At 72.6% G+C, this 20,855-nt stretch carries 15 protein-coding genes, 1 tRNA gene and 2 pseudogenes; 9 read left to right on the top strand and 9 right to left on the bottom strand.

What is annotated here, in order from left to right:
- The 3 genes and pseudogenes from ACFV7R_RS42270 to ACFV7R_RS42260 all read left to right on the top strand — a co-directional run.
- Window positions 1-212, top strand: a pseudogene (locus ACFV7R_RS42270) (hypothetical protein); the annotation flags it as partial.
- Window positions 213-248: 36 nt separating this feature from the next.
- On the top strand, window positions 249-1,700 hold the full coding sequence (locus ACFV7R_RS42265) for an MFS transporter (RefSeq protein ID WP_385274604.1): 1,452 nt from the start codon (window positions 249-251) through the stop codon (window positions 1,698-1,700).
- 103 nt (window positions 1,701-1,803) lie between these two features.
- Window positions 1,804-1,877 (top strand) — tRNA-Pro (locus ACFV7R_RS42260).
- A 482-nt stretch (window positions 1,878-2,359) separates the two neighbouring features.
- Here ACFV7R_RS42260 and ACFV7R_RS42255 read toward each other — a convergent pair.
- Both ACFV7R_RS42255 and ACFV7R_RS42250 read right to left on the bottom strand, forming a co-directional pair.
- Window positions 2,360-3,886, bottom strand: a complete 1,527-nt coding sequence (locus ACFV7R_RS42255; protein ID WP_385274601.1) for a branched-chain amino acid ABC transporter substrate-binding protein — start codon at window positions 3,884-3,886, stop codon at window positions 2,360-2,362.
- Window positions 3,877-5,868, bottom strand: coding sequence for a hypothetical protein (locus ACFV7R_RS42250; RefSeq protein ID WP_385274599.1), 1,992 nt, complete (start codon window positions 5,866-5,868; stop codon window positions 3,877-3,879). Before ACFV7R_RS42250 ends, ACFV7R_RS42255 begins: the two co-directional genes overlap by 10 nt.
- 426 nt (window positions 5,869-6,294) lie before the next feature.
- Between ACFV7R_RS42250 and ACFV7R_RS42245 the strand changes: the two genes are divergently transcribed.
- On the top strand, window positions 6,295-6,726 hold the full coding sequence (locus ACFV7R_RS42245; protein WP_385274596.1) for a tetratricopeptide repeat protein: 432 nt from the start codon (window positions 6,295-6,297) through the stop codon (window positions 6,724-6,726).
- A gap of 23 nt (window positions 6,727-6,749) precedes the next feature.
- Here ACFV7R_RS42245 and ACFV7R_RS42240 read toward each other — a convergent pair whose 3' ends face one another.
- From ACFV7R_RS42240 to ACFV7R_RS42230, 3 genes and pseudogenes are all read right to left on the bottom strand, one after another.
- Window positions 6,750-7,043, bottom strand: a complete 294-nt coding sequence (locus ACFV7R_RS42240) for an SCO4225 family membrane protein (protein WP_385274593.1) — start codon at window positions 7,041-7,043, stop codon at window positions 6,750-6,752.
- Window positions 7,044-7,099: 56 nt separating this feature from the next.
- Window positions 7,100-7,531: pseudogene (locus ACFV7R_RS42235) on the bottom strand (hypothetical protein); the annotation flags it as partial.
- 268 nt (window positions 7,532-7,799) lie between these two features.
- Entirely contained in the window at window positions 7,800-8,885 is a 1,086-nt protein-coding gene (locus tag ACFV7R_RS42230; RefSeq protein ID WP_385274590.1) for a M12 family metallopeptidase, read from the bottom strand.
- Between the two features lie 94 nt (window positions 8,886-8,979).
- On the opposite strand from ACFV7R_RS42230, the gene ACFV7R_RS42225 reads away from it, so the two are divergent.
- Window positions 8,980-10,785 carry a LuxR C-terminal-related transcriptional regulator gene (locus ACFV7R_RS42225; protein WP_385274587.1) on the top strand — a complete coding sequence of 602 codons (1,806 nt, stop codon included), beginning with the start codon at window positions 8,980-8,982 and terminating at the stop codon, window positions 10,783-10,785.
- Between the two features lie 7 nt (window positions 10,786-10,792).
- Here ACFV7R_RS42225 and ACFV7R_RS42220 read toward each other — a convergent pair whose 3' ends face one another.
- Window positions 10,793-13,396, bottom strand: a complete 2,604-nt coding sequence (locus tag ACFV7R_RS42220; protein WP_385274584.1) for a CHAT domain-containing protein — start codon at window positions 13,394-13,396, stop codon at window positions 10,793-10,795.
- A gap of 110 nt (window positions 13,397-13,506) precedes the next feature.
- On the opposite strand from ACFV7R_RS42220, the gene ACFV7R_RS42215 reads away from it, so the two are divergent.
- From ACFV7R_RS42215 to ACFV7R_RS42205, 3 genes are read left to right on the top strand one after another with little or no spacing between them, the layout of a single operon-like run.
- Entirely contained in the window at window positions 13,507-14,946 is a 1,440-nt protein-coding gene (locus tag ACFV7R_RS42215) for a S8/S53 family peptidase (RefSeq protein ID WP_385274581.1), read from the top strand.
- Entirely contained in the window at window positions 14,943-15,581 is a 639-nt protein-coding gene (locus ACFV7R_RS42210) for an RNA polymerase sigma factor (protein WP_385274578.1), read from the top strand. The genes ACFV7R_RS42215 and ACFV7R_RS42210 overlap by 4 nt, the downstream gene beginning before the upstream one ends.
- On the top strand, window positions 15,578-16,078 hold the full coding sequence (locus ACFV7R_RS42205) for a hypothetical protein (protein WP_385274575.1): 501 nt from the start codon (window positions 15,578-15,580) through the stop codon (window positions 16,076-16,078). The genes ACFV7R_RS42210 and ACFV7R_RS42205 overlap by 4 nt, the downstream gene beginning before the upstream one ends.
- A 27-nt stretch (window positions 16,079-16,105) precedes the next feature.
- Here the strand turns inward: ACFV7R_RS42205 and ACFV7R_RS42200 are convergent, their stop codons facing one another.
- The gene (locus ACFV7R_RS42200) at window positions 16,106-16,906 is read right to left on the bottom strand and encodes an N-formylglutamate amidohydrolase (protein ID WP_385274572.1); all 801 of its coding nucleotides are present in this window, start codon (window positions 16,904-16,906) and stop codon (window positions 16,106-16,108) included.
- Between the two features lie 84 nt (window positions 16,907-16,990).
- Between ACFV7R_RS42200 and ACFV7R_RS42195 the strand changes: the two genes are divergently transcribed.
- Window positions 16,991-17,332, top strand: coding sequence for a DUF5713 family protein (locus tag ACFV7R_RS42195; protein WP_385274569.1), 342 nt, complete (start codon window positions 16,991-16,993; stop codon window positions 17,330-17,332).
- Between the two features lie 125 nt (window positions 17,333-17,457).
- On the opposite strand, the gene ACFV7R_RS42190 is transcribed toward ACFV7R_RS42195, so the two are convergent.
- Window positions 17,458-19,677 (bottom strand): NADP-dependent isocitrate dehydrogenase, encoded by a 2,220-nt coding sequence (locus ACFV7R_RS42190; protein WP_385274566.1) that lies wholly within the window; start codon window positions 19,675-19,677, stop codon window positions 17,458-17,460.
- Between the two features lie 37 nt (window positions 19,678-19,714).
- Window positions 19,715-20,809, bottom strand: a complete 1,095-nt coding sequence (locus tag ACFV7R_RS42185) for a mechanosensitive ion channel family protein (protein ID WP_385274563.1) — start codon at window positions 20,807-20,809, stop codon at window positions 19,715-19,717.
- Window positions 20,810-20,855: the final 46 nt, after the last annotated feature.

Genomic DNA, 20,855 nt, shown 5'->3' with positions numbered 1-20,855 from the left:
ATTTTCTTTTGGTGGGGGCCGTGCCGGGTGTGTGGCCCGCCGCTCCCACCCCCCAACCCCCCGACGACACCCGTATCGACCCTGCCACGGGCCCTGCACCCGAGTGCACCGCCCGTCCCCTACGCCACACCCCTCCGCGACCGCTCCCCGCGGCCGTCGGCGTGCCCGACGCTGCCCCGCAGCGCGCCCGTCCGTACGTCCGCACCGGATGACCTCGGCCGCACCTGTCCTGTCCGGAGAGGCCTTTCATGCCCCGCACGTCCACCCGTCTCACCTTCGCGGTCCTCGCGACCGGTGCCGGCGTCTTCGCCATGCTCCAGTCGCTGATCGCGCCCGCTCTGCCGACGGTCCAGCACGCCCTGCACACCTCGCAGTCCACCGCGACCTGGGTGATGACGGCCTATCTGCTGTCGGCCTCGGTGTTCACTCCGATCCTCGGCCGCGTCGGCGACCTGATCGGCAAGAAGCGCACCCTCGTCGCCGTCCTGCTGACGGTGCTGGCCGGCTGTCTGCTCGCCGCGCTCGCGCCGAGCATCGGCGTGCTGATCGTCGCCCGCGTCGTCCAGGGCGCCGGGGGAGCCCTGTTCCCGCTGTCCTTCGGCATCATCCGGGACGAGTTCGCCCCGGCGCAGGTCAGCGGCAGCATCAGCAACCTGTCCGCGGTGATCGCCGCGGGCGGTGGCGTCGGCGTCGTCGCGGCCGGACCGATCGTCTCCGCGCTCGACTACCGCTGGCTGTTCTGGATCCCCGTCGCGATCGTCGCGCTCACCACGCTCATCGCCCTGCGGTACATACCCGAATCGCCCAACCGGGCCGAAGGGAACGTCAGTTGGCTCGGCGCCGCGCTGCTGTCGGCCTGGCTGGTGGCGTTGCTGCTGCCGCTCAGCCAGGCGGGCCAGTGGGGCTGGGGCTCGGCCCGCGTCATCGGCCTGTTCGCCGCTGCCGTCGCCCTGTTCGCGCTGTGGCTGCTGACCGAGGCCCGCTCCCGCACCCCGCTGATCGACCTGCGGATCATGCGGCTGCCCGCGGTGTGGACCACCAACACCGCCGCGCTGCTGTTCGGCGCGGGCATGTTCGCGATCTGGTCCTTCCTCCCCGGGTTCGTGCAGACGCCCGCCTCCGCGGGGTACGGCTTCGGCGCGAGCGTCACCGAGGCCGGGCTGCTCATGCTGCCGATGCTGGTCGCGATGTTCCTCTCGGGCGTGCTGAGCGGCCGGCTGGAGCCGGTGCTGGGCGCCAAGACGCTCCTCGTCACCGGCGCCGCGCTCGGCGCCGTCGCCTGCGGCTTCCTCGCCCTGTGGCACGACCGGCCTTGGCAAGTCGCCTTCGTGGCAGGCGTGTTCGGCCTCGGCATCGGGCTCGCCTTCGCCGCCATGGCCAACCTGATCGTGGGCAGCGTCCCGGCGGCGCAGACCGGTGCGGCCACCGGCATGAACGCCAACATCCGCACCATCGGCGGATCCATCGGCGCCGCGGTGACCAGCGTCCTGGTCACCGGCCGCCTCCAGCCCTCGGGCCTGCCCTACGACTCCGGCTACACGCACGGCTTCGCCCTGCTGGCCGTCCTCTGCCTCGCCGCGGCCCTCGCCGCACTCCTCGTCCCCGCCCGCCGCCCCGGCCGCCCGGCCGTCCCGGCCCGCCCGGCCGACGACGCACCGGACACCGCGCCGGAGCCCGCCACACCCGCCGCGCGAGGCTGACACCCACCCGGGCGGTGGCATGTCCGATCCGTGTCCCGGGGCTGTCACGTGCATGAGGTAGGGTTTACCTGCACGTTCACGCGGCCGCCGCGGGTACGGGCACCGGGACGTGGCGCAGCTTGGTAGCGCACTTGACTGGGGGTCAAGGGGTCGCAGGTTCAAATCCTGTCGTCCCGACTCTGCTTTCGGCAGGTCGGAGGCCGTTCTCTCATGATTGAGAGGGCGGCCTTTCGTGCGTCCGGGGGTGTGGTGGTCGCAGTGTGATCGCACGCCAGGGTGGAGGCTGGTTCGCAGCGGTGCTGAAGGCGGGCGGCGCGGGGGAGCCGAGCCGGCGGACGGCCTCGTGGAGGCGTGTCAGCGTGAGTGCGCCGGCCGCGAGTTCGGCGGGGCGGCCGACGGTGCGGACACTGCCGTCGGCCCGTACGAGCGTGGGGCTGGGGTGCTCCTCGGCGACCGGGCAGATGATGGGGGGTGATGATCACGATCGACGAACTCGTTCGGTGCGAGCGCGCGCCGGTCGGGGCGCCGACAACGCGTAGCTGATGCACGGTGCGCCGGCCCTCGGGCTTCGGCAGGCGTACGACATCTCACCCGCGCCCGGCAGCGTACGAAGCGACGGTGTGTCCGGCTACGGAGAGGGTGAAGCCCTGGGCCCGCCGTCACCACACCACCTTCCGCAGCCGTGCCGTCCCCTGTAGCTGATCTTCGTCGCCCCCGGACTTTCCCTCACGGCGGACCAGTTCGAGAATGGGGATGCCGTGGCCGACCACGGTGCCCTTCTCGGTGAAGGAGAGATAGCCGCCGGCGCCGTGGGCCTTCTGGGAGATCATGACCTGGAACATGGCGGCGACAGCCTTGCCGTCCGGGCGGGGGTTGCCGGAGCCGTTCTCGCCGCGTGCCATCTGCAGGGCTTTGCCGATGACGGCGACGGAGTCGTGGGCGACCATGGCCTGGCCGTCGTCGTGGGTGTCGGACGGGAACCACTCGGCCATGCGGCCGCCGGGGGCGAACTCGCGGGCGGGGTCGGGGATGTCGTCGCGGTCGTCCCACATGCGGGGGTGGGCGAGGCCGGTGAACAGCAGGCGGACGCCCTTGTCGGCGGACTCGGCAAGCTGCGCGCTGGAGAGGTTGCTGGTGTCGTCGCCGGTCATGACCGTGACGTTCTGCCAGGCGTCGTCCTGCTCGCCCCGGCAGGTACGGTCGGCGAGCTCGGTGAGGAAGCGGCCGAGCTGTTTGCCGCGCCCGGCGAAGAAGACCACGTCGGGGCGCTCGTCGCACAGTGCCTCGGCCAGGAAGTGCATCTGGTTGCCCCAGCTCTCCTGGGAGGAGTCGTAGACGTAGCGGCGTTCGGCCAGCCGGGACCTGGTGTCCCGGGGGTAGACCTGGGCGAATTCCTCGGCAAGGGTGCGTGCGTAAAGGTTGCCCGAAGCCTTGTCGACGACCAGGGCCGCGGTGTCGTACCCCTCATCGTGCAGGTAGGAGGCGGCGGCGCGGGCCTGTGCGGAATTCGGCGGGGCGACCCGCACGAGGCGCTCGGCGACCATGTCGGTGGCGGTCGCGGTGGACGCGGCCAGGGCCAGCCCGGCGTCCGAGAGAGCGCTCGCGGCGGCCTTGTTCTCCTCGGTGGACGGCCCGATCCCGGCCACCGCGACCAGCGGGTGGTCACCACCGGTGCGCGCCTTCAGTTTCTCGACGGTGAACTGCCAGTGCCGGGAGCGGCTGCCAGGGTTGGCGAGAATCAGCTTGATCTTGGGGGAGTAGGCGGCGTTGTGCCGCACCTGCGCGAGGTAGGCGCCCTGGAGCTCGTGACGTACGGATTCGGCGGAATTGGAGTCGTCGTCGCGGACCGTGAGCGTCGTCAGATACGCCACCTCGACGTACGGGGTCTTGGCGTCCTCCGCGGTGATGTCCGCGTTCTCCTTGGCGATACGGTCGGTGATGGCGCGCAGATCGTCGGTGAAGACGAAGGTGCCGGAGTCCGGGACGCCGACGCATTCGGCCGGGGTGCCGCGCTGCTCCACGCCCTCGGTGCAGTGCCGTTCCGGGCTCAGCCACCAGATCAGGCCGACCGTGACCAGGGCGGCCACAACCAGAGCGATGGCGGCCCAGCCGAGTGTGCGGTACAGGCGTCGTCTCGTCCAGCGCGGTCTGCTCGGATACGTCCCCTGACGTGGAGTCACCACCACGTCACCCCCTCCTGCGTCTGCGGCGGCACCCAGTCACGGAACCGGGCCGCCTCTTCGTACAGCGGCAACGTGTCGCGGTCGAGCAACGCCGCGAGCCGGCTGAAGCGCTCCGCGAGTTCGGGCAGCATGCGCCCGCGCGGATCGGTGAGCGGGTCGGCCCACAGCCAGCCGGCCGCCACCAGCCCGCAGACCGTGCGCCGCAGTTCGTCGGTGCCGGCCGCACCCAGTGTGGCGAGCCGGGCCAGATGGTGCTCCGGCTCGGGGAACCGCTCCAGCCGGTTCGGTGCCGCGCACACCCGCTGCAGCAGTGCCACCCACTCCCGGCGGGGCAGTGCCTGATCCCCGGTGAGCAGGGCGGTCAGGGTGTCGGCCACCGCAGCCGGTTCGCCCAGGGCGAGCCGGTGGTACAGCACGTCGGCGGGGCGCTGAAGCCGTTCGGCGTGCGCGTGGAACGCGGCGTGCACCCGCCGCCAGCGCTCCTCGTCCGCGGCCAGGCGCCACAGCAGCAGCCGCCGCAGCCACGGCAGGAACCGCAGCTCACCCGAGGCGCCGTGGTACACCAGCCAGCGGTCGAGGAGGCGGGTGACCAGCGGACGCGGCACCGGCCCGGACGGCTCCGAGACCACCTGCGGGGCCTCGTCCACCGCGTGTGCGGCGGCCCACTCCTCCAGCGTGTGCACCTCCTGCTCGGTGAAGTCGGCCAGGAGCCGGCCGAGCGCGAGATCCACCAGCCGCGGCGCACCGCGCTCCGCCGCCACCTCGGGCAGCATCCGCAGCGATCGGGGGGACACCGGCCGCTCGCTGTCCGGCAGTGCCTGCGCGAGCTGGGCGACCGCCCAGGGCAGACCGCCGGTGAGCCGGTGCGCCCAGTCCGCCTCCTGGGTCCAGCGCGGACGCCCGAGGGCGGCGAGGGCGGCGACGTCGTCCCGGGTCAGATTGCGCAACCGTACGGCGTACCACCAGGACCCGGCGCCGCCGTCCGCCGACCGGTGGTTCAGCCAGTCCGCGAGCGAGGCCGCATCCGACCCGACCACCCGTACCCCTTCGCCCGGCCCGCCGTCGCGACTGGGCCCCCAGGTGGCGGGCCACTTGTGCAGACTGCCGGCGACCACCGCCGGGTCGTTGCCGTGACCGTCCTCCGGCAGCGCCTCGCGCACCCTGGCCCAGGCGCGGACGAAATCCAGGCCCATCGGCTCCTGGCAGTTGTCGAGGAGCACCAGCATCGACTTGTTGTGCAGCGGCCCTCGTGCGTGCGCCCGAAGGTCGTGGACGAACGCCTCGAGGAGCAGGCGCTCCACCCGTGCTCGGTGGTCTGCCGTCTCCTGGTGCCACCAGGCGTTCAGTTCGACCAGCGCGTCGTCCGGGTCGGTCAGGCCGGCCACCCGGCCGGCGTACCACTGCCGTCCGCGGCGCTCCTGCAGCAGGCTCAGCTGGCGTCCCGGCGACACCTGGATGTGCTCGGACACGGCGGCGAGCACCGAGAACGGCCCGGGCACCTCGAAGGCGCTCGTCACCTGCATCGCGGTACGGCTGAGTGAGCCGACGATGTCGCGCGTGCGGGAGGGCATCTGGTGGCGCAGCCGCCGGGTGATGCCGACCCGGGCGAGTCGCCGGGCGCCGTCGCGGGTCGGTGGGTCCCAGCGGTGTTCGGTGGCGAGCAGCCCGATGGTGAGCCGCGGGAAGGCCACCGGGTCCAGCGGCTTTCCCGACTGCAGCTGGTGCGCCAGCGCGGCGAGCACCTCGCGCATGGACAGCTGGCCGCCGCCCGCGCGCGGTTCGAAGTTGAGGTACGCCACCGGGCACACCGTCTGGAAGTACTCCAGGGCCGACTCGTGCATCTGACTGGCGCCCGTGCCACGCGGCCCGAGCAGCATCAGCAGCGGACGTGGCGGCGGACTGCCGGGCGGGGTGTGCAGCGCGTCCGCCAGGAACCGCAGCACCGGCCGTCGGCCCCGGAAGCCACCCGGTATCTCCTCCGCCATCCCTGTCACCCCCGTCACCTGGCGCGAACAGCAGTGTCGCACCAAGAGAGTGTCACTACCAGCGAGTTGGGGAGGGTGCCCGACGTCGCCTGGGCCTCCTTCCGGTGCCGCTGCACCACCAGGCGGGTGCCGTCGGCCCGGGCCGCGCCGCCCTCGCCGGCGCCGGGCCCGGCGGCTTCGGGCGTGGCGCTCGGGTCGACCGCCGGGCGTACGGGTGCGTGCTCGGAGTGCAGATTGTGGGCCGCGGCGTCACGGCCGAGCGAGGGCCGCCCGCCCGGCAGCCGCCCCCGTGTCGCCGTAGAAGCGGAGGCCTCCTCCGACCCCGCTGACCTCCGTCCGCGGAATAGGGACGTTCCGCAGCGTGTTGCGAGGACCTGCACGCCGCCCGCGACGCCGAGCACGCGGCAGGCCAGGAAAGGAGTCCTGATGACCGAGAACTTCAACGACTACCGGGCGAACGGCGGCGTCGCGCCCGATCGCTGGGCAAGCGCCCTGCACCTGTTCGACAACGGCGCCGGGGTCCCGCACGAGGAGACCACCGTCGAGCGCTGGGAGCGGGCCCAGCTGCTCTTCGAGGCCAAGGACTACATCGGCGCCGCGAAGCTGCTCGCCGTCGTCGTCGAGGAGGCCCCGGAGCAGACCGGCCCCAGGCTGCTGCTGGCTCGCGCCTACTACCACTCGGCCCAACTGCGGGCCGCCGAGGAGCAGTTGCGCAAGGTCATCGACCGTGACCCGGTGGAGCACTACGCCCACCTGATGCTGGGCCGCACCCTGGAACGTCAGGGGCGGCACGAGGAGGCGGGGCCCTGGCTGCGTATGGCCGCCGCGTTCTCGGGCGAGTTCCCGGACGACGACTGAGCGGCGGATCGCCTGCTGCGCGGTCAGCGCACGCGCCGGCCGCGCAGCAGGCGCCACAGCAGCCACGCCTGCGCCAGGCCGCCGGCGGCCAGCAGCACGCTGTACGCCTCCGGCGGGGCCGGTATCAGGATCAGCGGGATGGACACGGGCAGGGTCACGAGGATGAGCCACACCCCGCCCAGGCCCGGATCGCCCACCAGAACCAGGGTCTCCAGCCAGGCGGCGACGCCGACGACGAGCGCGGCGTAGCCACCGGCCACGACCAGGGCGGTGTCTCCTCGGGCGTACAGGGCGGCCGACCGACGGGGCCAGTGCATGGAGGCCTCCTCCTGGTCAGGGACTACTGCGGTCTCCATGTCCAGAAGTACCGTTCCTAAAGGCTGAGCGGGAGTGAGTCCTGTTGCCAGAACCCATGCTCAGCCGCGTGCCCCGAACGGTGTTGGGCACGCTGGTCGGCCGTTTTCACTCCGCACTCAGCGCCATCGGATCGTGTCCGTGGTCCGGGGATGCGGGGGCGGCTTTCCTCACGCCGTCGGGTGCCGTGTCCGGCCTGGGCGGTCCGATGCCCACACCCATCGCTCTGGTGGGTGCGGGGCGGTGTCGTCCGTCGCCGGATACGGTGCCCGAGGGCGCGCCTTCCGATGGCCACACTCGCGGCGTCGTGCCGCGTGGTGGCCCGCTTCGTGCTGGTGAGGGGCTTCTGCCAATGCTGCGCGCCCCACTGGGAGGTGTAGGCGGGATCGACCGCGACGATGGTGATCCCCAGCTCGGCGGCCATGCTGACCAGCCGCGCCCGTAGCTTGGAGAATTGACAAACACAAGTTTCCCGAAGCGGGCCGCTGCTGGGCACTCACTCATCCACACCAGAACACACTTGCGCGGGCTTGTACGGCAGCAGTACACAATCCCTGCCGCGGGCCGTGAGGCTTCCGTGCGGCTACTCGATCGGGATGAGTACGCGCACGCTCCATGGCGTGGTCGGAGACGTCACCCTCCCCCGAAGGTGACGTCCCCGACCGCTCCCCCGGTGCCGGACTGTGGTCCAGGCGTCCGCGTGGCGCGGGGCCGTGCTGTCACCAGCACATGACCGCCGTCTCGCCCGGACCCCACGAGGAGTACAGGCGCACACGGACGAAGTAGCGGCGGCCCTTGACGAGCCGGGCCCTGACAGTGGCGTTGCCGGAGGTGCCTCCGTCGTCCTGTCCGGTGAGGTAGCGGGGTTCGCCGTCCCGCTCCTCGAAGACCACGACGACGGTGTCGCTGTCGCCGAAGGTGCCCACCGTGTACGCGCGGGTCTCCGGCGGCTCGACGACGAAGTCGGCCTGCTCGCCCGGCCGCAGACCGAGCGGCGCCGAGCGGAACGGCACCAGGGCGGGCGGCCGCGGAGCGCCGGCCGGCGGGTACCAGCGAAGGACGAACTCCTTGTCGAGGGCCGACAGCGCGCCGGGCGGGTTCAGGCCCCCGCGGAACTGCTCGGGCTCCAGGATCAGCCCCGACGGGAACGGGTACTCCATGATCGACAGGGGGTCCCAGGCGGAGCCGTTGACCTCGTCCGGGTCGAGCTTGCGCAGGATGTTGAAGAACGTCCGGTCCCGGCTCCAGAAGTTCGGCGGGCCCGCCAGTTCGGCGTACACGGCCTCGTCGTCCCAGTGGATGCCCGCGAACGGGCTCTGGTGCTCATGCAGCATGCCGAGCGCATGCCCGATCTCGTGCAGGGCCGTCCCACGCTCCCCGGGCGCGGTCAGATCCCAGCCGAAGTTCATGGTGCGTTCGTTGCGGCCGACCCGCAGCGCGTCCCTGCCCACCGTCGACCAGGAGCCGTCGCCGAGCTGGAACCCGATGCGCAGCTCCGCCTCGGACCGGTCGTCGACCTCGGTGAAGGTGAGGCCGATGCCCAGGTACTGCCACTCCCGGAAGCACTCGCGCACGACGTCCTGCTGGTCCTTGGCGCCGGCCCACGACACCCGCCGGGTCTCCGCGGTCCCCGGAACGGGGATGACGGAGCCGTCGGTGTCGTCGTCGAAGAAGTAGTAGTGCAGGACCGTGCCGTTGACCCACATCCGCCGGCCGCCGCGCAGCGCACTGAGCCGCTCGGCGGTCAGCCCCGGTGCGAAGACCGGGGCCGACGCCTGCGCGAGGGAGCAGTAGCGTCCGGCCATGCGCACAGACTGCCGTCGCCCGGCCCGGGGCGCCTGAGTCGGGGGCTACTCAAGTCGCCCTGTATCAGGTGTGAGTAGCGGTGCTCTTATGGACGTGACGACTTACGAACAGGACGCGAAAACCCTGGAACTGCCCTGGCCGTTCGCCGGCCGGGAGGACGAGCTCGAACTGGTCCGCCGGTCGTTGACCGCCGGCCGGCACGGCATCGTCGTGACCGGTCCCGCGGGCTGCGGAAAGACCCGGCTCGTCACGGAGGCCGTCCGCGGCACCGACTGTGCCAGGGCCGCCGGAACCCCCGGGACCCGGGAGATCCCCTTCGCCGCGTTCGCCCACCTGCTGCCCGAGGCGGTCGGCCTGCACCGGGCGGTGCACCTGCTGTCCGGCGTACGGCTGCTGCTGGTGGACGACGCGCACCTGCTCGACGACGCCTCCGCGGCCCTGGTCCACCAGCTCGCCGTGCACGGCCGCACCCGCCTGCTGGTCGTCGCCACCGACGGCGCCCGCGTCCCCGGTGCCGTGTCCCGGCTGTGGACCGGCGAACTGCTGCCCCGCCTCGCCCTGGAGCCGCTGCCCGCCACGGAGACCGCCCAGCTGCTGACCGCGGGCGCCGGCGGCCCCCTGGAGCCGCTCACCGCGAACCGCCTGCACCGCCTGTGCCGGGGAGACCTGCGGCTGCTGCGCGACCTGCTGGGCGCGGTGCGCGACGGCGGGCTGCTCACCCGGGTCCCCGACTCCGACGAGCGGGCCTGGCGGGGCCCGGTGCCGGTCACCGCGACCCTGCGCGACCGCACCGCGTCGGCCCTGGACCGCACCGACCCCGACGAGCGTGAGACCCTCGACCGCCTCGCCTTCGCCGAACCCCTGCCGCTGCACCTGGACGAACTCGACCTCCGCCCCCTCGAACGCCTCGAGGCCGACGGTCTGATCCGCATCGACGACCACGGCGCCGTCCACCTCGCCGACCCCCTGTACGGCCCCGCGCTGCGGGCCACGGCCGGCACGCTGCGCGCCCGGCGGCTCGCGGGCACCCCGGACCGGTGCGGCCCCGCACTGGACGCGGAGCGGGCGGCGCTGGCACGGCGCATCGAGCAGGACGACGTGACCCCGCTGCCCACACCCGTGGGGGAGTGGCTCGCGGCGGAGGGCGTGCCGGTGCCGCCCGGGTACGCCGCGGTACGGGCGCGTTTCGCGCGGCTGCGCGGAGAGCTGCGGGAGGCCGGGGCGTGGGCGCGCGAAGGCCTGCGCGCTGCGCCCGACGACGCGCCCTGCCGCACCGAGCTCACCCTCGCCGCCGCCCAGTCGGGCGAGGTGGCGGCCGCTCAGGAGGCGATGGCGGTTTCCGCGGCGGCAGCCTGGCTGGCGGCGGCACGTGGCGCCGTCGACGGGGCACTGGCCACGCTCGCCGAGGAGGACGCGTACGACGCCGTACGCCTCGGTGCGCCGGAGCACGCCACCGGCCGCCTGCGCGGCGTCTTCGCCGACCACGCCGACGCGCTCGCCCGCGGCGACGGGCCCGCCCTGGACCGGGCGGCCGCACGGCTGGAGGAGCGCGGCTTCCTGCTCTTCGCCGCCGAGGCGCACGCCCAGGCGGTACGGGCGCACCGCGACCCGCGTGCCGCGCGCACCTCGCGCACCCGCGCCGTCGCCCTCGCCCGCCGCTGCCAGGGCGCCCGCACCCCCGCCCTGTCCGGCCTCGTCCTGGGCGAACTCACCGCCCGCCAACGGCAGATCGTCACCCTCGCGGCGGCCGGCCTCAGCAACCGGCAGATCGCCGAACAGCTCACCCTCTCGATCCGCACCGTCGGCAACCACCTCTACAGCGCCTACGCCCGCCTCGGCGCCAGCGACCGCGGAGCCCTGCCCTGGCTCGTCGAACTGCCCGACGCGCAGCCGGCGTGAACCGGGATCACGCCGCCCCGAACGCCGTGAACGCCCACCCCGTGGCCCGGTGCACCGCATCACCCGGCAGCGCCGCCCGGGCGTCGCGCAGGGCTTCGGCCAGCGACAGGCCGGCGCTCAGGCCCTTGTGCAGCGCGAGCATCAACGGCACTACCGCGGCGTCGTTGACGGGTGCGCTGCTCGCCACCACCCCGGCCGTGCCCAGCGGCAGCAGCGCGGTGACCAGGCCGAGCAGCTCGTCCGCGCCGACCGAGGCGAGCCGGGCGGTGTCGCAGCTGGACAGGATGATCCGGTACGGGCTGCGGTCCAGGCGTTCGAAGTCGTGCACGATCAGCGGACCGTCGGCCATCCGCAACGCCGAGAACAGCGGACTGTCCGCACGGAAGGTGCCGTGCGCGGCGATGTGCGCCAGCGCGGCGCCGTCGAGTTCCGCCAGGACGCGCGGCACCCGCGCCTCGTCGTGTTCCAGGACGGTCGGCCGGCCGTACCGGCCGGCCACGTCGGGCACCTCCGCGCCGCCGGTCGCCAGGCCCGGCCCGCGCACCAGGACGTGCCGGCCGCCCGGCGGCGGCTCGGTCTCCCGGGCCCGCAGCCAACTGCTCGCCGACGGCGACACACTGAGTACCCGGTCCCGCAGCGAGGGCAGCAGCGCCCACGGCACCCGGTGCAGCCGGCCCGGCGGTACCACCACGACCGGGCCGGGCCCGAGATGCGCCGCGGCCGGACCGAGCAGCAGCTCCTGAAGGCGGTGGCCCGCCGCCTCCACCACCGGCAGCCGGCCCTCCGCCCCCGGATGGGCGAGGCGTCGCAGCCCGGCCTGGACGTGCTCGGCCTCCGCCTCCGCCTCCGCCAGCAGCCCCGCCTCGAACCGCCGCACCCGCCCCTGACCGCACAGCAGCACATGCACCCGCCCGTCCAGGACGGCGAGTTCCACCAGCCGCGCCTCGCCGAGCCGCTCCAGGAGCCGCCCGACGTCGAAGCGGAGCTCGTCACCGGGAGCGTCGCCCCGCATGTGCAGGGTCCGTGAGCGGATCTCCCGCTCCAGGCGGCGCTCCTCGCGCTCCAGCACCGGGACGGGACGGCCCTCCATACGGGCGGCCTCGGCGCGGGCGGCGATCTCCCGGTAGGCGGTCAGGGAGCGGAGCAGCGCCGGGTCGGCCGGCGGACGGGTCGGGGGCGTGGACAGCACGGTGGCCCGCCAGCGCTCGCTCCACACCAGCAGCCGGCGCGGCCCGCCGCCCGTCAGGCTGGCCTGCTGGGCGAGCGCGGCCAGCTCCGCCCCCTGCTCGGTGGCGCGCGCCCGCAGCTCCGACGCGCCGAGCGTCATCCGATGGTCGTCCAGCACGTCCAGGCCGCGCCGGCACGCCTCCAGAACCCCTCGGCCGGAACCTGCGGCCCGCGCCCGCAGCGCCTGCGCCGCCCAGCCCGTCATCCGCGCCAGCGGCGGCCCGCTGTGCCTGCTGCGGGCGGCGACCGCCAGATGCCGCTCCGCGTCCGTGCGCCAGCCCAGGCCCAGCGCGATCCGGCCCGCGAGCAGCGACGCCTCCGGCGCGGCCGGCGCCCCGAACGCGGCCAGCCGGTCGGCCACCGCGGCAGCGTCCGCGACCAGCCGCCCCGAACTGCGTCCCGCGGCCACCCGCGCCTCGATCAGCACCAGCCGGGCGTGCGTCTCCCACCAGGTCCGCCGCTGCCCGGCGAACAGCCGCACCGCCAGCGCCGCCCGTGCGATCGCCGTGTGCGGATCGCCCGCCAGCCGGGCCGCACGGGCGGCCGCCAGCAGCAGCTCCGCCTTGCGGGTCGACTGCCCTCCTATGCCGTCGAGGACCGCTGTCGCCGCGTCCGCCTCGGCCAGCGCCTCGGGGGCGAGCCCGGCCGCCATCAGGACCTCGCAGCGCCGGATGTTCAGCATGAACGACGGCGTGCCGAGCTTGGCGTACCGCTCCGCGGCCTCGTCCAGCAGCCGCAGCGCCGCCGGTACGTCGCCCGAGCGGAACGCGGCAAGGCCGCGGCTCTCCACCGCGTCGGCCTTGTCGTGCTCCTGGCCTGTGGTGTCCCACAGCGCCTCGGCCGCGGTGAAGTCGGCGTCCGCCCGCTCCACCGCGCCCAGCGCCAGATGCACGGTCGCCCGCAGCGTCAGCGCCCGCGCCGTCCAGATCACGTCGTCCGCCTGCCGCAGCACCGGAATCGCCCGGCGTACGTCTTCCAGCGCCTCCCGATGATGGCCCAGCACCCACCAGACGTACGCCCGCCGGTACAGCACGCGCGCCCGGGTGTGCCCCGTGCCGCGCAGGACACCCCGTTCGAACGCGGCCAGACCCTGCCGGGTGCGCCCCGCGTGGACCAGCGCCACACCGAGCGTGCCGAGGACGTCCGCCTCCCGGTCGGCCGACTCCGCGCGCGCGGCGAGGTCACGGGCGCGGCGCAGATGGTGCAGGGCGATCCGCAGGTCGCCGAAGTCCCGCTGCCAGATGCCGATCACCTGGTGGGCGACGGAGGCGTACAACGGCGGCGGACCGGTGTCGAGCACCCGTTCCGCCCCTGCCAGCGCGTCGTTGGGAGCGGCGAACACCATCGGCAGCAGTTCGAGAACCGAGTCGCTTCCCGCTGTCACCCCTCGGATGGTAGTGGCCCCGGAACCGTGCCACACAGGATTGTCTCTGTATCAATCAGCCGTCCCGCGGCTCTACTTGTCGACCAATGCCCCACCGGGAGGAACACGCCATGGCACCACAGCGATTCCGCGAGCAGTTCGACCAGATCCAGCGCTCGATGCCCGACGTCCCCCTGGCGATGGGCCCGGACGACTCCGCCGAGTTCCTCTACGAGAAGGGCGTCGTGATCGCCCGCGACGGCGAGGAGGCCCGGCTCGTCGAGGACACGGTGCGGGCCCACTTCACCGAGACCACCGGCCTGGTCGGCGAGAGCGTGCGCCGAGCGAGCTCCGAGACCAACCGTTCCGGGATCACCCGTATCCAGGTCGGGGACCCCGGACAGGGCGACCAGCGCGGCGACCGCGCCGTGGCGAGTGCCCTGCGCGCGCTGAGCGCCGCGGAGGGACGTGCCGGTCACAGGCTGGTCAGCCGCAACCACGTGGTGCACATCGCGCCGGTCAACGCCTGCCCCGGCGACGAACCCGTACCCGCCCCGCCCAGCGAGCAGCCCAACCCCGCCGCGGCCGAGGCGATGCACGACCCGGACACGGCCGTCGGCGTCCTCGTGATCGACACCGGCCTGATGAAGGACTACCGCTCCTACCCGCTGCTGGCCCACACCCAGGGCGACGCCCAGATCAAGGAGACCGACGACAACGGCATTCTCCAGCAGTACGTCGGACACGGCACGTTCATCGCCGGACTCGTCGCCGCCGTCGCACCCAACACCGACCTCACCGTCCGCAACACCCTCAACGACGCGGGCGCCATCCTGGAGTCGGAGTTCGGCGACAAACTGTTCGAGGCCGTCGACAGGAGCGGCTGGCCCGACATCCTCAGCCTGTCCGCCGGCACCCCCAACGGCCGCACCGACGGCCTGCTCGGTGTGCAGGCCTTCATGGAGGAACTGCGCACCCAGCGCACCCTGCTGGTCGCCGCGGCCGGCAACAACGGCAGCGCCACCCCCTTCTGGCCCGCCGCCTACGCCGACCTGCCCGGCTACGAGAACAGCGTGCTCTCGGTCGGAGCGCTGCGCAGCGACGGCGAGTTCGGCGCCTGCTTCAGCAACCACGGCCCCTGGGTGAAGGTCTACGCGCCCGGCGAGCGTCTCACCAGCTCCCTCACCGGCTTCGACGCGCCCGTCCCGTACGTCTACCAGCACTCCACGTACGAGGCCTGCCGCTACGGCTTCAGCTACGCCTGCACCTGCCAGAACCCCCGGCACACCGGCGTGTTGAGCGAGGAGCAGGGAACCACCGCGAGCAAGCCGGACCAGGTGATGTTCGAGGGGTTCGCGCAATGGAGCGGCACCTCCTTCGCCACCCCGGTGGTCGCCGGGATGATCGCGTCCCACATGGTCGCGCACAAGGAGCGCGACCCGCGCGCCGCCGGACAGCAACTGCTCGCGGCGATCACGGAGTTCGCGTCGGTGCGCGGCGACCGTGTGCCGGCCCTGCGTCCGCCCACGTGGCGCCCGGTGCCGGTCGTGACCCTCACTCCTGGGGCATGAGGACCGTAACCGTCCCCGCCACCGCGTACGATGACTTGCCGTACACGAGGGGTGGGGCCGTGGACCGTGCAGATGTCGGCGCGCTCGTCCAGTCCGCCGTCGACGGCGACGCGGCGGCCTGGAAAGCGCTGGTGGAAGGGCTGAGCCCACTGGTGTGGTCCGTTGTGCGTGCACACCGGCTCTCCGATGCCGACGCGCACGAGGTCTACCAGACCGTCTGGTTCCGTTTCGCCCAGCACCTCGGGCGCATCCGTGAACCGCACAAGGCGGGCGCGTGGCTGGCGAGCACCGCACGGCACGAGAGCCTGAAGGTCATCAGGAGTTCACGGCGGCTGACGCCGACCGATGACCCGCAACTCCTGGACCGGGTCAGCGAGGACCGTACGCCGGAACAGTCGGTGCTCGACTCCGAGGAGGCCGCCGCGCAGAGCGAGCGCGTCCGACGGCTGTGGCAGGAGTTCGAGGAACTCGGCGAGCGCTGCAGGCAGTTGCTGCGGGTCCTGATGGCCTCGCCGCCGCCCAGCTACCAGGAGGTGTCCGCCGCCCTGGGCATCGCCGTCGGCAGCATCGGGCCGCTGCGCCAGCGCTGTCTGCGCCGCCTGCGGGCCCGACTCGACGCACGGGGAGTGCTGTGAACGCCCACCACGACAACAGCGATGACGGCTACGACGAAGCCGTCCTGAACGACGCGGAGTTCGACGACGGCCTGCTGGAGGGGGAACTGCGCGGTGCCGCCGCCATCCTGGATCCGGTGCCGGCCGAGCTGCGGCGCCTGGCCGTCGAGGCGTTCGTGCTGTACGACCTGGACGCCCGGCTCGCCGAGCTCACCTTCGACTCACTGGTCGACGCCATTCCGGTCAGGGGAGTGACGGACGCGCCGCGGATGCTGACCTTCCGCGCCGGTGAGCTGACCGTCGACGTCGAGGTGACGGAGCGGGGCGTGATGGGGCAGGTGCTGCCCCCGCAGCCGGCCCGCATCGAGGTGCTCGGCGGCCTCCAGCCGGCCGCGCCCGCCACCCTCACGGCCGACGCCATGGGCCGTTTCGCCGGCGACGTACCGACCGCCGGTCCTTTCGCGCTGCGGCTGCGGACCGGCGGGGAGGTGGTCGTCACGGAGTGGCTGCGGGCCTGAGACCGCCTGGCGCGGGCGGGCCGGGGATCAGTGGGGCACCGCGTCGACCAGGTCCGCCAGTGCCGTCGCGAGCCGGTGCAGTCCGGGACCGGCCGGTCCACCCGGCTCGGTCATGTACGTGTCCCGGCGGATCTCCACCATCAGCGCACTCACCCGGGGCTCGGACCCGTAGTACTTCAGGGGTACGTACGCCCCGCCGAAGGGGCTGTCGAGTCCCGTCTCCCCGCACCGCGCGAACGCCTCCCGGGCGGCCGTGAGCAGCTCGGGCGGCGTGTGGAAGGAGTCGGTGCCCAGGCAGACCGGCGGTCGCGGGCCCTCGCCGTGCAGCTCGTACGGCAGCCGGGCGGTGGGATAGGAGTGCACGTCGATGATCACGGCCCGGCCGGTGGCGGCGAGCCGGTCGGCCACGGCCTCCGTCATGGCACGGGCGTACGGGCGGAAGTAGCGCTCGATCAGCGGCTCGGGGTCGAAACCCTCGGGCCGCAGCGCGCCCCGGTGCGTGGTCCGCGTGTACACGGCGCCCATGCCCACGGCGAGCATCTCCTCCCGCTCGTCCGGAAACCGCTCCGGGTCGACGACGAGCCGCGAGAGCCGGTTGACGAACCGCCAGGGCGTGGCAACGGACAACCCGGCCGTCTCGGCGGCGATCCGCGCGGTGTGCGCGTCGGTGATGTGATCCAGCTCCCGCTCCAACGCCTCGTCGTCCAGCACGATGCCCGCGCGGACGTCGCCCGGTACGTCCCGGGCGGAGTGCGGCACATGCAGGATCACGGGGGAGTCGTCGGCACCGGGCAGCAGCTCGTAGGAGGGCGGTGCGGCGGAGGACATCGGGCAGCTCCGGAGGCGTTGTCAGTGGCGTACGGCAGGATCAAGGTGCCACATCGACGAGCGAGCTCGATCAGGGGGAGCCTCATGCCGATCAGTAACCAGCAGGTGGCCGGACACCCGTTTCTCAAGGGCCTGTACGGCGACGACTACTACCCCGATCACGTGCTGGACCGGGGCAGGGCGATCCTGCTGCGGCTGTGCGAGCGCATCGAGGCGGAGCGGCCCGCCGACCTGCCCGCGCTCTACGTCCTGACCCACGCCGCCACGGACGAGTTCAACGACCTGGAAGCCGAGTTCGATGCAGCCGGCAGCGAGATCGAGACCGTGGCCCGCGAGGAGATAGCCGAGGATTTCTGGTTCATCGCCACCGCGTACGGGTTCACCGAGGCGGACGCCGAGGAGCTCATCGCCACCCGGGAGTGGTGAGCCGTCCCGGCTGGTCGGGGTGGCCAGACATGCGTCGTACCCACAGGCGTGCACACACCTCCGCCCCGGCCGGACGGTGCACCGGTCGGGGCGGAGACGTGGGCGGGGCCTCGAGGGGCAGGGCGTCAGCTCAGGGACGCGAGCGCCTCGTTCCAGGTGGCCGAGGGGCGCATGACCGCGGCGGACTTGGCCGGGTCGGGCTGGTAGTAGCCGCCGATGTCGGCCGGCTTGCCCTGGACCGCGATCAGCTCGTCGACGATCTTCTGCTCGTTGGCGGCGAGCGTCTCGGCGAGCGCGGCGAAGGCCTTGGCCAGGTCCGCGTCGTCGGTCTGCGCGGCCAGCTCCTGCGCCCAGTACAGGGACAGGTAGAAGTGGCTGCCGCGGTTGTCGATGCCGCCGACGCGACGGGTCGGGGACTTGTCCTCGTTGAGGAAGGTCGCCGTGGCGCGGTCGAGGGTGTCGGCGAGGACCTGGGCACGGGCGTTGCCGGTGGTCTTGGCGTACTGCTCCAAGGACGGTACCAGGGCGAAGAACTCACCCAGGGAGTCCCAGCGCAGGTAGTTCTCCTTGACCAGCTGCTGCACATGCTTCGGCGCGGAGCCGCCGGCACCCGTCTCGAACAGGCCGCCGCCCGCCATCAGCGGGACGACCGACAGCATCTTGGCGCTGGTGCCCAGCTCAAGGATCGGGAAGAGGTCGGTGAGGTAGTCGCGCAGGACGTTGCCGGTCACCGAGATCGTGTTCTCGCCGCGGCGGATGCGCTCCACCGACAGCTTGGTGGCCTCGACCGGGGCGAGGATGCGGATGTCCAGGCCCTCGGTGTCGTGCTCCGGCAGGTAGGCGTTGACCTTGGCGATCAGGTTGGCGTCGTGCGCGCGGGTCTCGTCGAGCCAGAACACGGCCGGGTCGCCGGTGGCGCGGGCGCGGGTGACGGCCAGCTTCACCCAGTCCTTGATCGGGGCGTCCTTGGTCTGGCAGGCGCGGAAGATGTCGCCGGCGGAGACGGTCTGCTCCAGGACGACGTTCCCGGCCTGGTCGACGACGCGGACGGTGCCCGTGGTCGGGATCTCGAAGGTCTTGTCGTGGCTGCCGTACTCCTCGGCCTTCTGCGCCATGAGGCCCACGTTCGGGACGGAGCCCATGGTGGACGGGTCGTAGGCGCCGTTGGCGCGGCAGTCGTCGATCACGGCCTGGTAGACGCCGGAGTACGAGGAGTCCGGCAGGACCGCGAGCGTGTCCGCCTCCTGGCCGTCCGGGCCCCACATGTGGCCGGAGGTGCGGATCATGGCCGGCATGGAGGCGTCGACGATGACGTCCGACGGGACGTGCAGGTTGGTGATGCCCTTGTCGGAGTCGACCATCGCCAGCGCCGGGCCCTCGGCGAGCTCGGCGTCGAAGGAGGCCTTGATCTCGGCGCCCTCGGGCAGGGCCTCCAGGCCCTTGTAGATGCCGCCCAGACCGTCGTTCGGGGTCAGACCGGCGGCGGCGAGCTTGTCGCCGTACTCGGCGAACGTCTTCGGGAAGAAGGCGCGTACGACATGGCCGAAGATGATCGGGTCGGAGACCTTCATCATCGTCGCCTTCAGGTGCACGGAGAACAGCACGCCCTCGGCCTTGGCCTTGGCGACCTGCTCCGTGAGGAACTCACGCAGCGCGGCGACCCGCATCACGGAGGCGTCGACGACCTCGCCCTCGAGAACGGGGACGGACTCGCGCAGGACGGTGGTGGAGCCGTCGTCGCCCTTCAGCTCGATACGGAGCGAGCCGGCCTCGGAGATCACCGCGGACTTCTCGGTGGAACGGAAGTCGTCGACGCCCATCGTCGCGACGTTCGTCCTGGACTCCGGGGTCCAGGCGCCCATGCGGTGCGGGTGGGTCTTGGCGTAGTTCTTGACCGACGCGGGGGCGCGGCGGTCGGAGTTGCCCTCACGCAGGACCGGGTTCACCGCGGAGCCCTTGACCTTGTCGTAGCGGGCCTGGATCTCCCGCTCCTCGTCGGTCTTCGGGTCGTCCGGGTAGGCCGGCAGCGCGTAGCCCTGGGCCTGCAGCTCGGCGATCGCGGCCTTCAGCTGCGGGATCGACGCCGAGATGTTCGGCAGCTTGATGATGTTGGCCTCGGGCGTCTTGGCGAGTTCGCCCAGCTCGTGGAGGGCGTCCGGGATCCGCTGGTCCTCGGTGAGGTACTCCGGGAACACCGCGATGATGCGGCCGGCCAGCGAGATGTCACGGGTCTCCACAGAGACACCCGCCTGCGAGGCGTACGCCTGGACCACCGGCAGGAAGGAATACGTCGCCAGGGCCGGGGCCTCGTCAGTGTGCGTATAGATGATGGTCGAGTCAGTCACCGGGTGCTCCGCTCCACGTCTGCAACATTGCTCGACATCAAGATATCTCGTGATCGTGGGTGCTGGGTCGTGGGGCCGGGATGACCGCGTCGGGCAGCGGGGTGCCGCTCTGCTGGATCGCCACCGTCCGCGTCGGGGCCGGGATGCGGATGCCCTCCTCGCGGTAGCGCCGGTGCAGGCGCTTGATGAACTCGTGCTTGATCCGGAACTGGTCGCTGAACTCGCCGACGCCCAGGATGACCGTGAAACCGATGCGCGAGTCGCCGAAGGTGTGGAACCGCACCGCCGGCTCATGGTCCGGGACGGCGCCGGTGATCTCGGTCATCACCTCGGAGATCACTTCGAGGGTCACGCGCTCGACGTGCTCCAGATCACTGTCGTAGGCGACGCCCGCCTGGACCAGGATGGTGAGGTCCTGCTCGGGGCGGTTGTAGTTGGTCATGTTCGTCCCCGCCAGCTGCCCGTTGGGGATGATGACCAGGTTGTTGGAGAGGTTGCGGATGGTGGTCTGCCGCCAGTTGATGTCGGTGACGTAACCCTCCTCGCCGCTGCTCAGCCGGATGTAGTCGCCGGGCTGGACGGTCTTCGAGGCGAGGATGTGGATGCCCGCGAAGAGGTTGGCGAGCGTGTCCTGGAGGGCGAGTGCCACCGCCAGACCGCCCACACCCAGGGCGGTGAGCAGCGGGGCTATGGAGATGCCCAGCGTCTGCAGCACCACCAGGCAGCCGATGGCCAGGACCACGACCCGGGTGATGTTGACGAAGATCGTCGCCGACCCGGCGACTCCGGAGCGGGACTGGGTGACCGTCCGGATCAGGCCGGCGACCATCCGGGCCGCCGCGATCGTCACGACGAGGATGAGCAGGACCGTCAGGCCCTGGTTGACGTTGCGCTGCACCGTCCTGGTGAGCGGCAGCGCCGCCCCCGCGGCCGCCGCGCCGCCCACGACCGCGGCCCAGGGCACCACGGTGCGCAGGGCGGCGACGATGACCTCGTCGCCGGTCCAGCGGGTGCGGTCCGCGTGCTTGCCCAGCCAGCGCAGCAGCATGCGCGACAGGAACGCCGCCAGCAGGCCCGCGGCCACCGCGATGCCGGCGATGACCAGGTCGTTCATGGTGAGTTCGCGGTTCACCGGTCACCTCCGGGGAGAAGATCCGCGGGGACATTCCTCGCCGACG

The sequence above is a fragment of the Streptomyces sp. NPDC059866 genome, from assembly GCF_042731325.1.
Lineage (GTDB): Bacteria > Actinomycetota > Actinomycetes > Streptomycetales > Streptomycetaceae > Streptomyces > Streptomyces flavusporus.
This window is presented reverse-complemented; position numbering and strand designations above follow the sequence as displayed.

What these genes read in the sequence shown, in the direction of transcription:
- ACFV7R_RS42265 (WP_385274604.1), top strand. Translation starts at nt 249, where the DNA reads ATGCCCCGCACGTCCACCCGTCTCACCTTCGCGGTCCTCGCGACCGGT.
- ACFV7R_RS42250 (WP_385274599.1), bottom strand. Translation starts at nt 5,868, where the DNA reads ATGGCGGAGGAGATACCGGGTGGCTTCCGGGGCCGACGGCCGGTGCTG.
- ACFV7R_RS42245 (WP_385274596.1), top strand. Translation starts at nt 6,295, where the DNA reads ATGACCGAGAACTTCAACGACTACCGGGCGAACGGCGGCGTCGCGCCC.
- ACFV7R_RS42240 (WP_385274593.1), bottom strand. Translation starts at nt 7,043, where the DNA reads ATGCACTGGCCCCGTCGGTCGGCCGCCCTGTACGCCCGAGGAGACACC.
- ACFV7R_RS42230 (WP_385274590.1), bottom strand. Translation starts at nt 8,885, where the DNA reads ATGGCCGGACGCTACTGCTCCCTCGCGCAGGCGTCGGCCCCGGTCTTC.
- ACFV7R_RS42215 (WP_385274581.1), top strand. Translation starts at nt 13,507, where the DNA reads ATGGCACCACAGCGATTCCGCGAGCAGTTCGACCAGATCCAGCGCTCG.
- ACFV7R_RS42210 (WP_385274578.1), top strand. Translation starts at nt 14,943, where the DNA reads ATGAGGACCGTAACCGTCCCCGCCACCGCGTACGATGACTTGCCGTAC.
- ACFV7R_RS42200 (WP_385274572.1), bottom strand. Translation starts at nt 16,906, where the DNA reads ATGTCCTCCGCCGCACCGCCCTCCTACGAGCTGCTGCCCGGTGCCGAC.
- ACFV7R_RS42195 (WP_385274569.1), top strand. Translation starts at nt 16,991, where the DNA reads ATGCCGATCAGTAACCAGCAGGTGGCCGGACACCCGTTTCTCAAGGGC.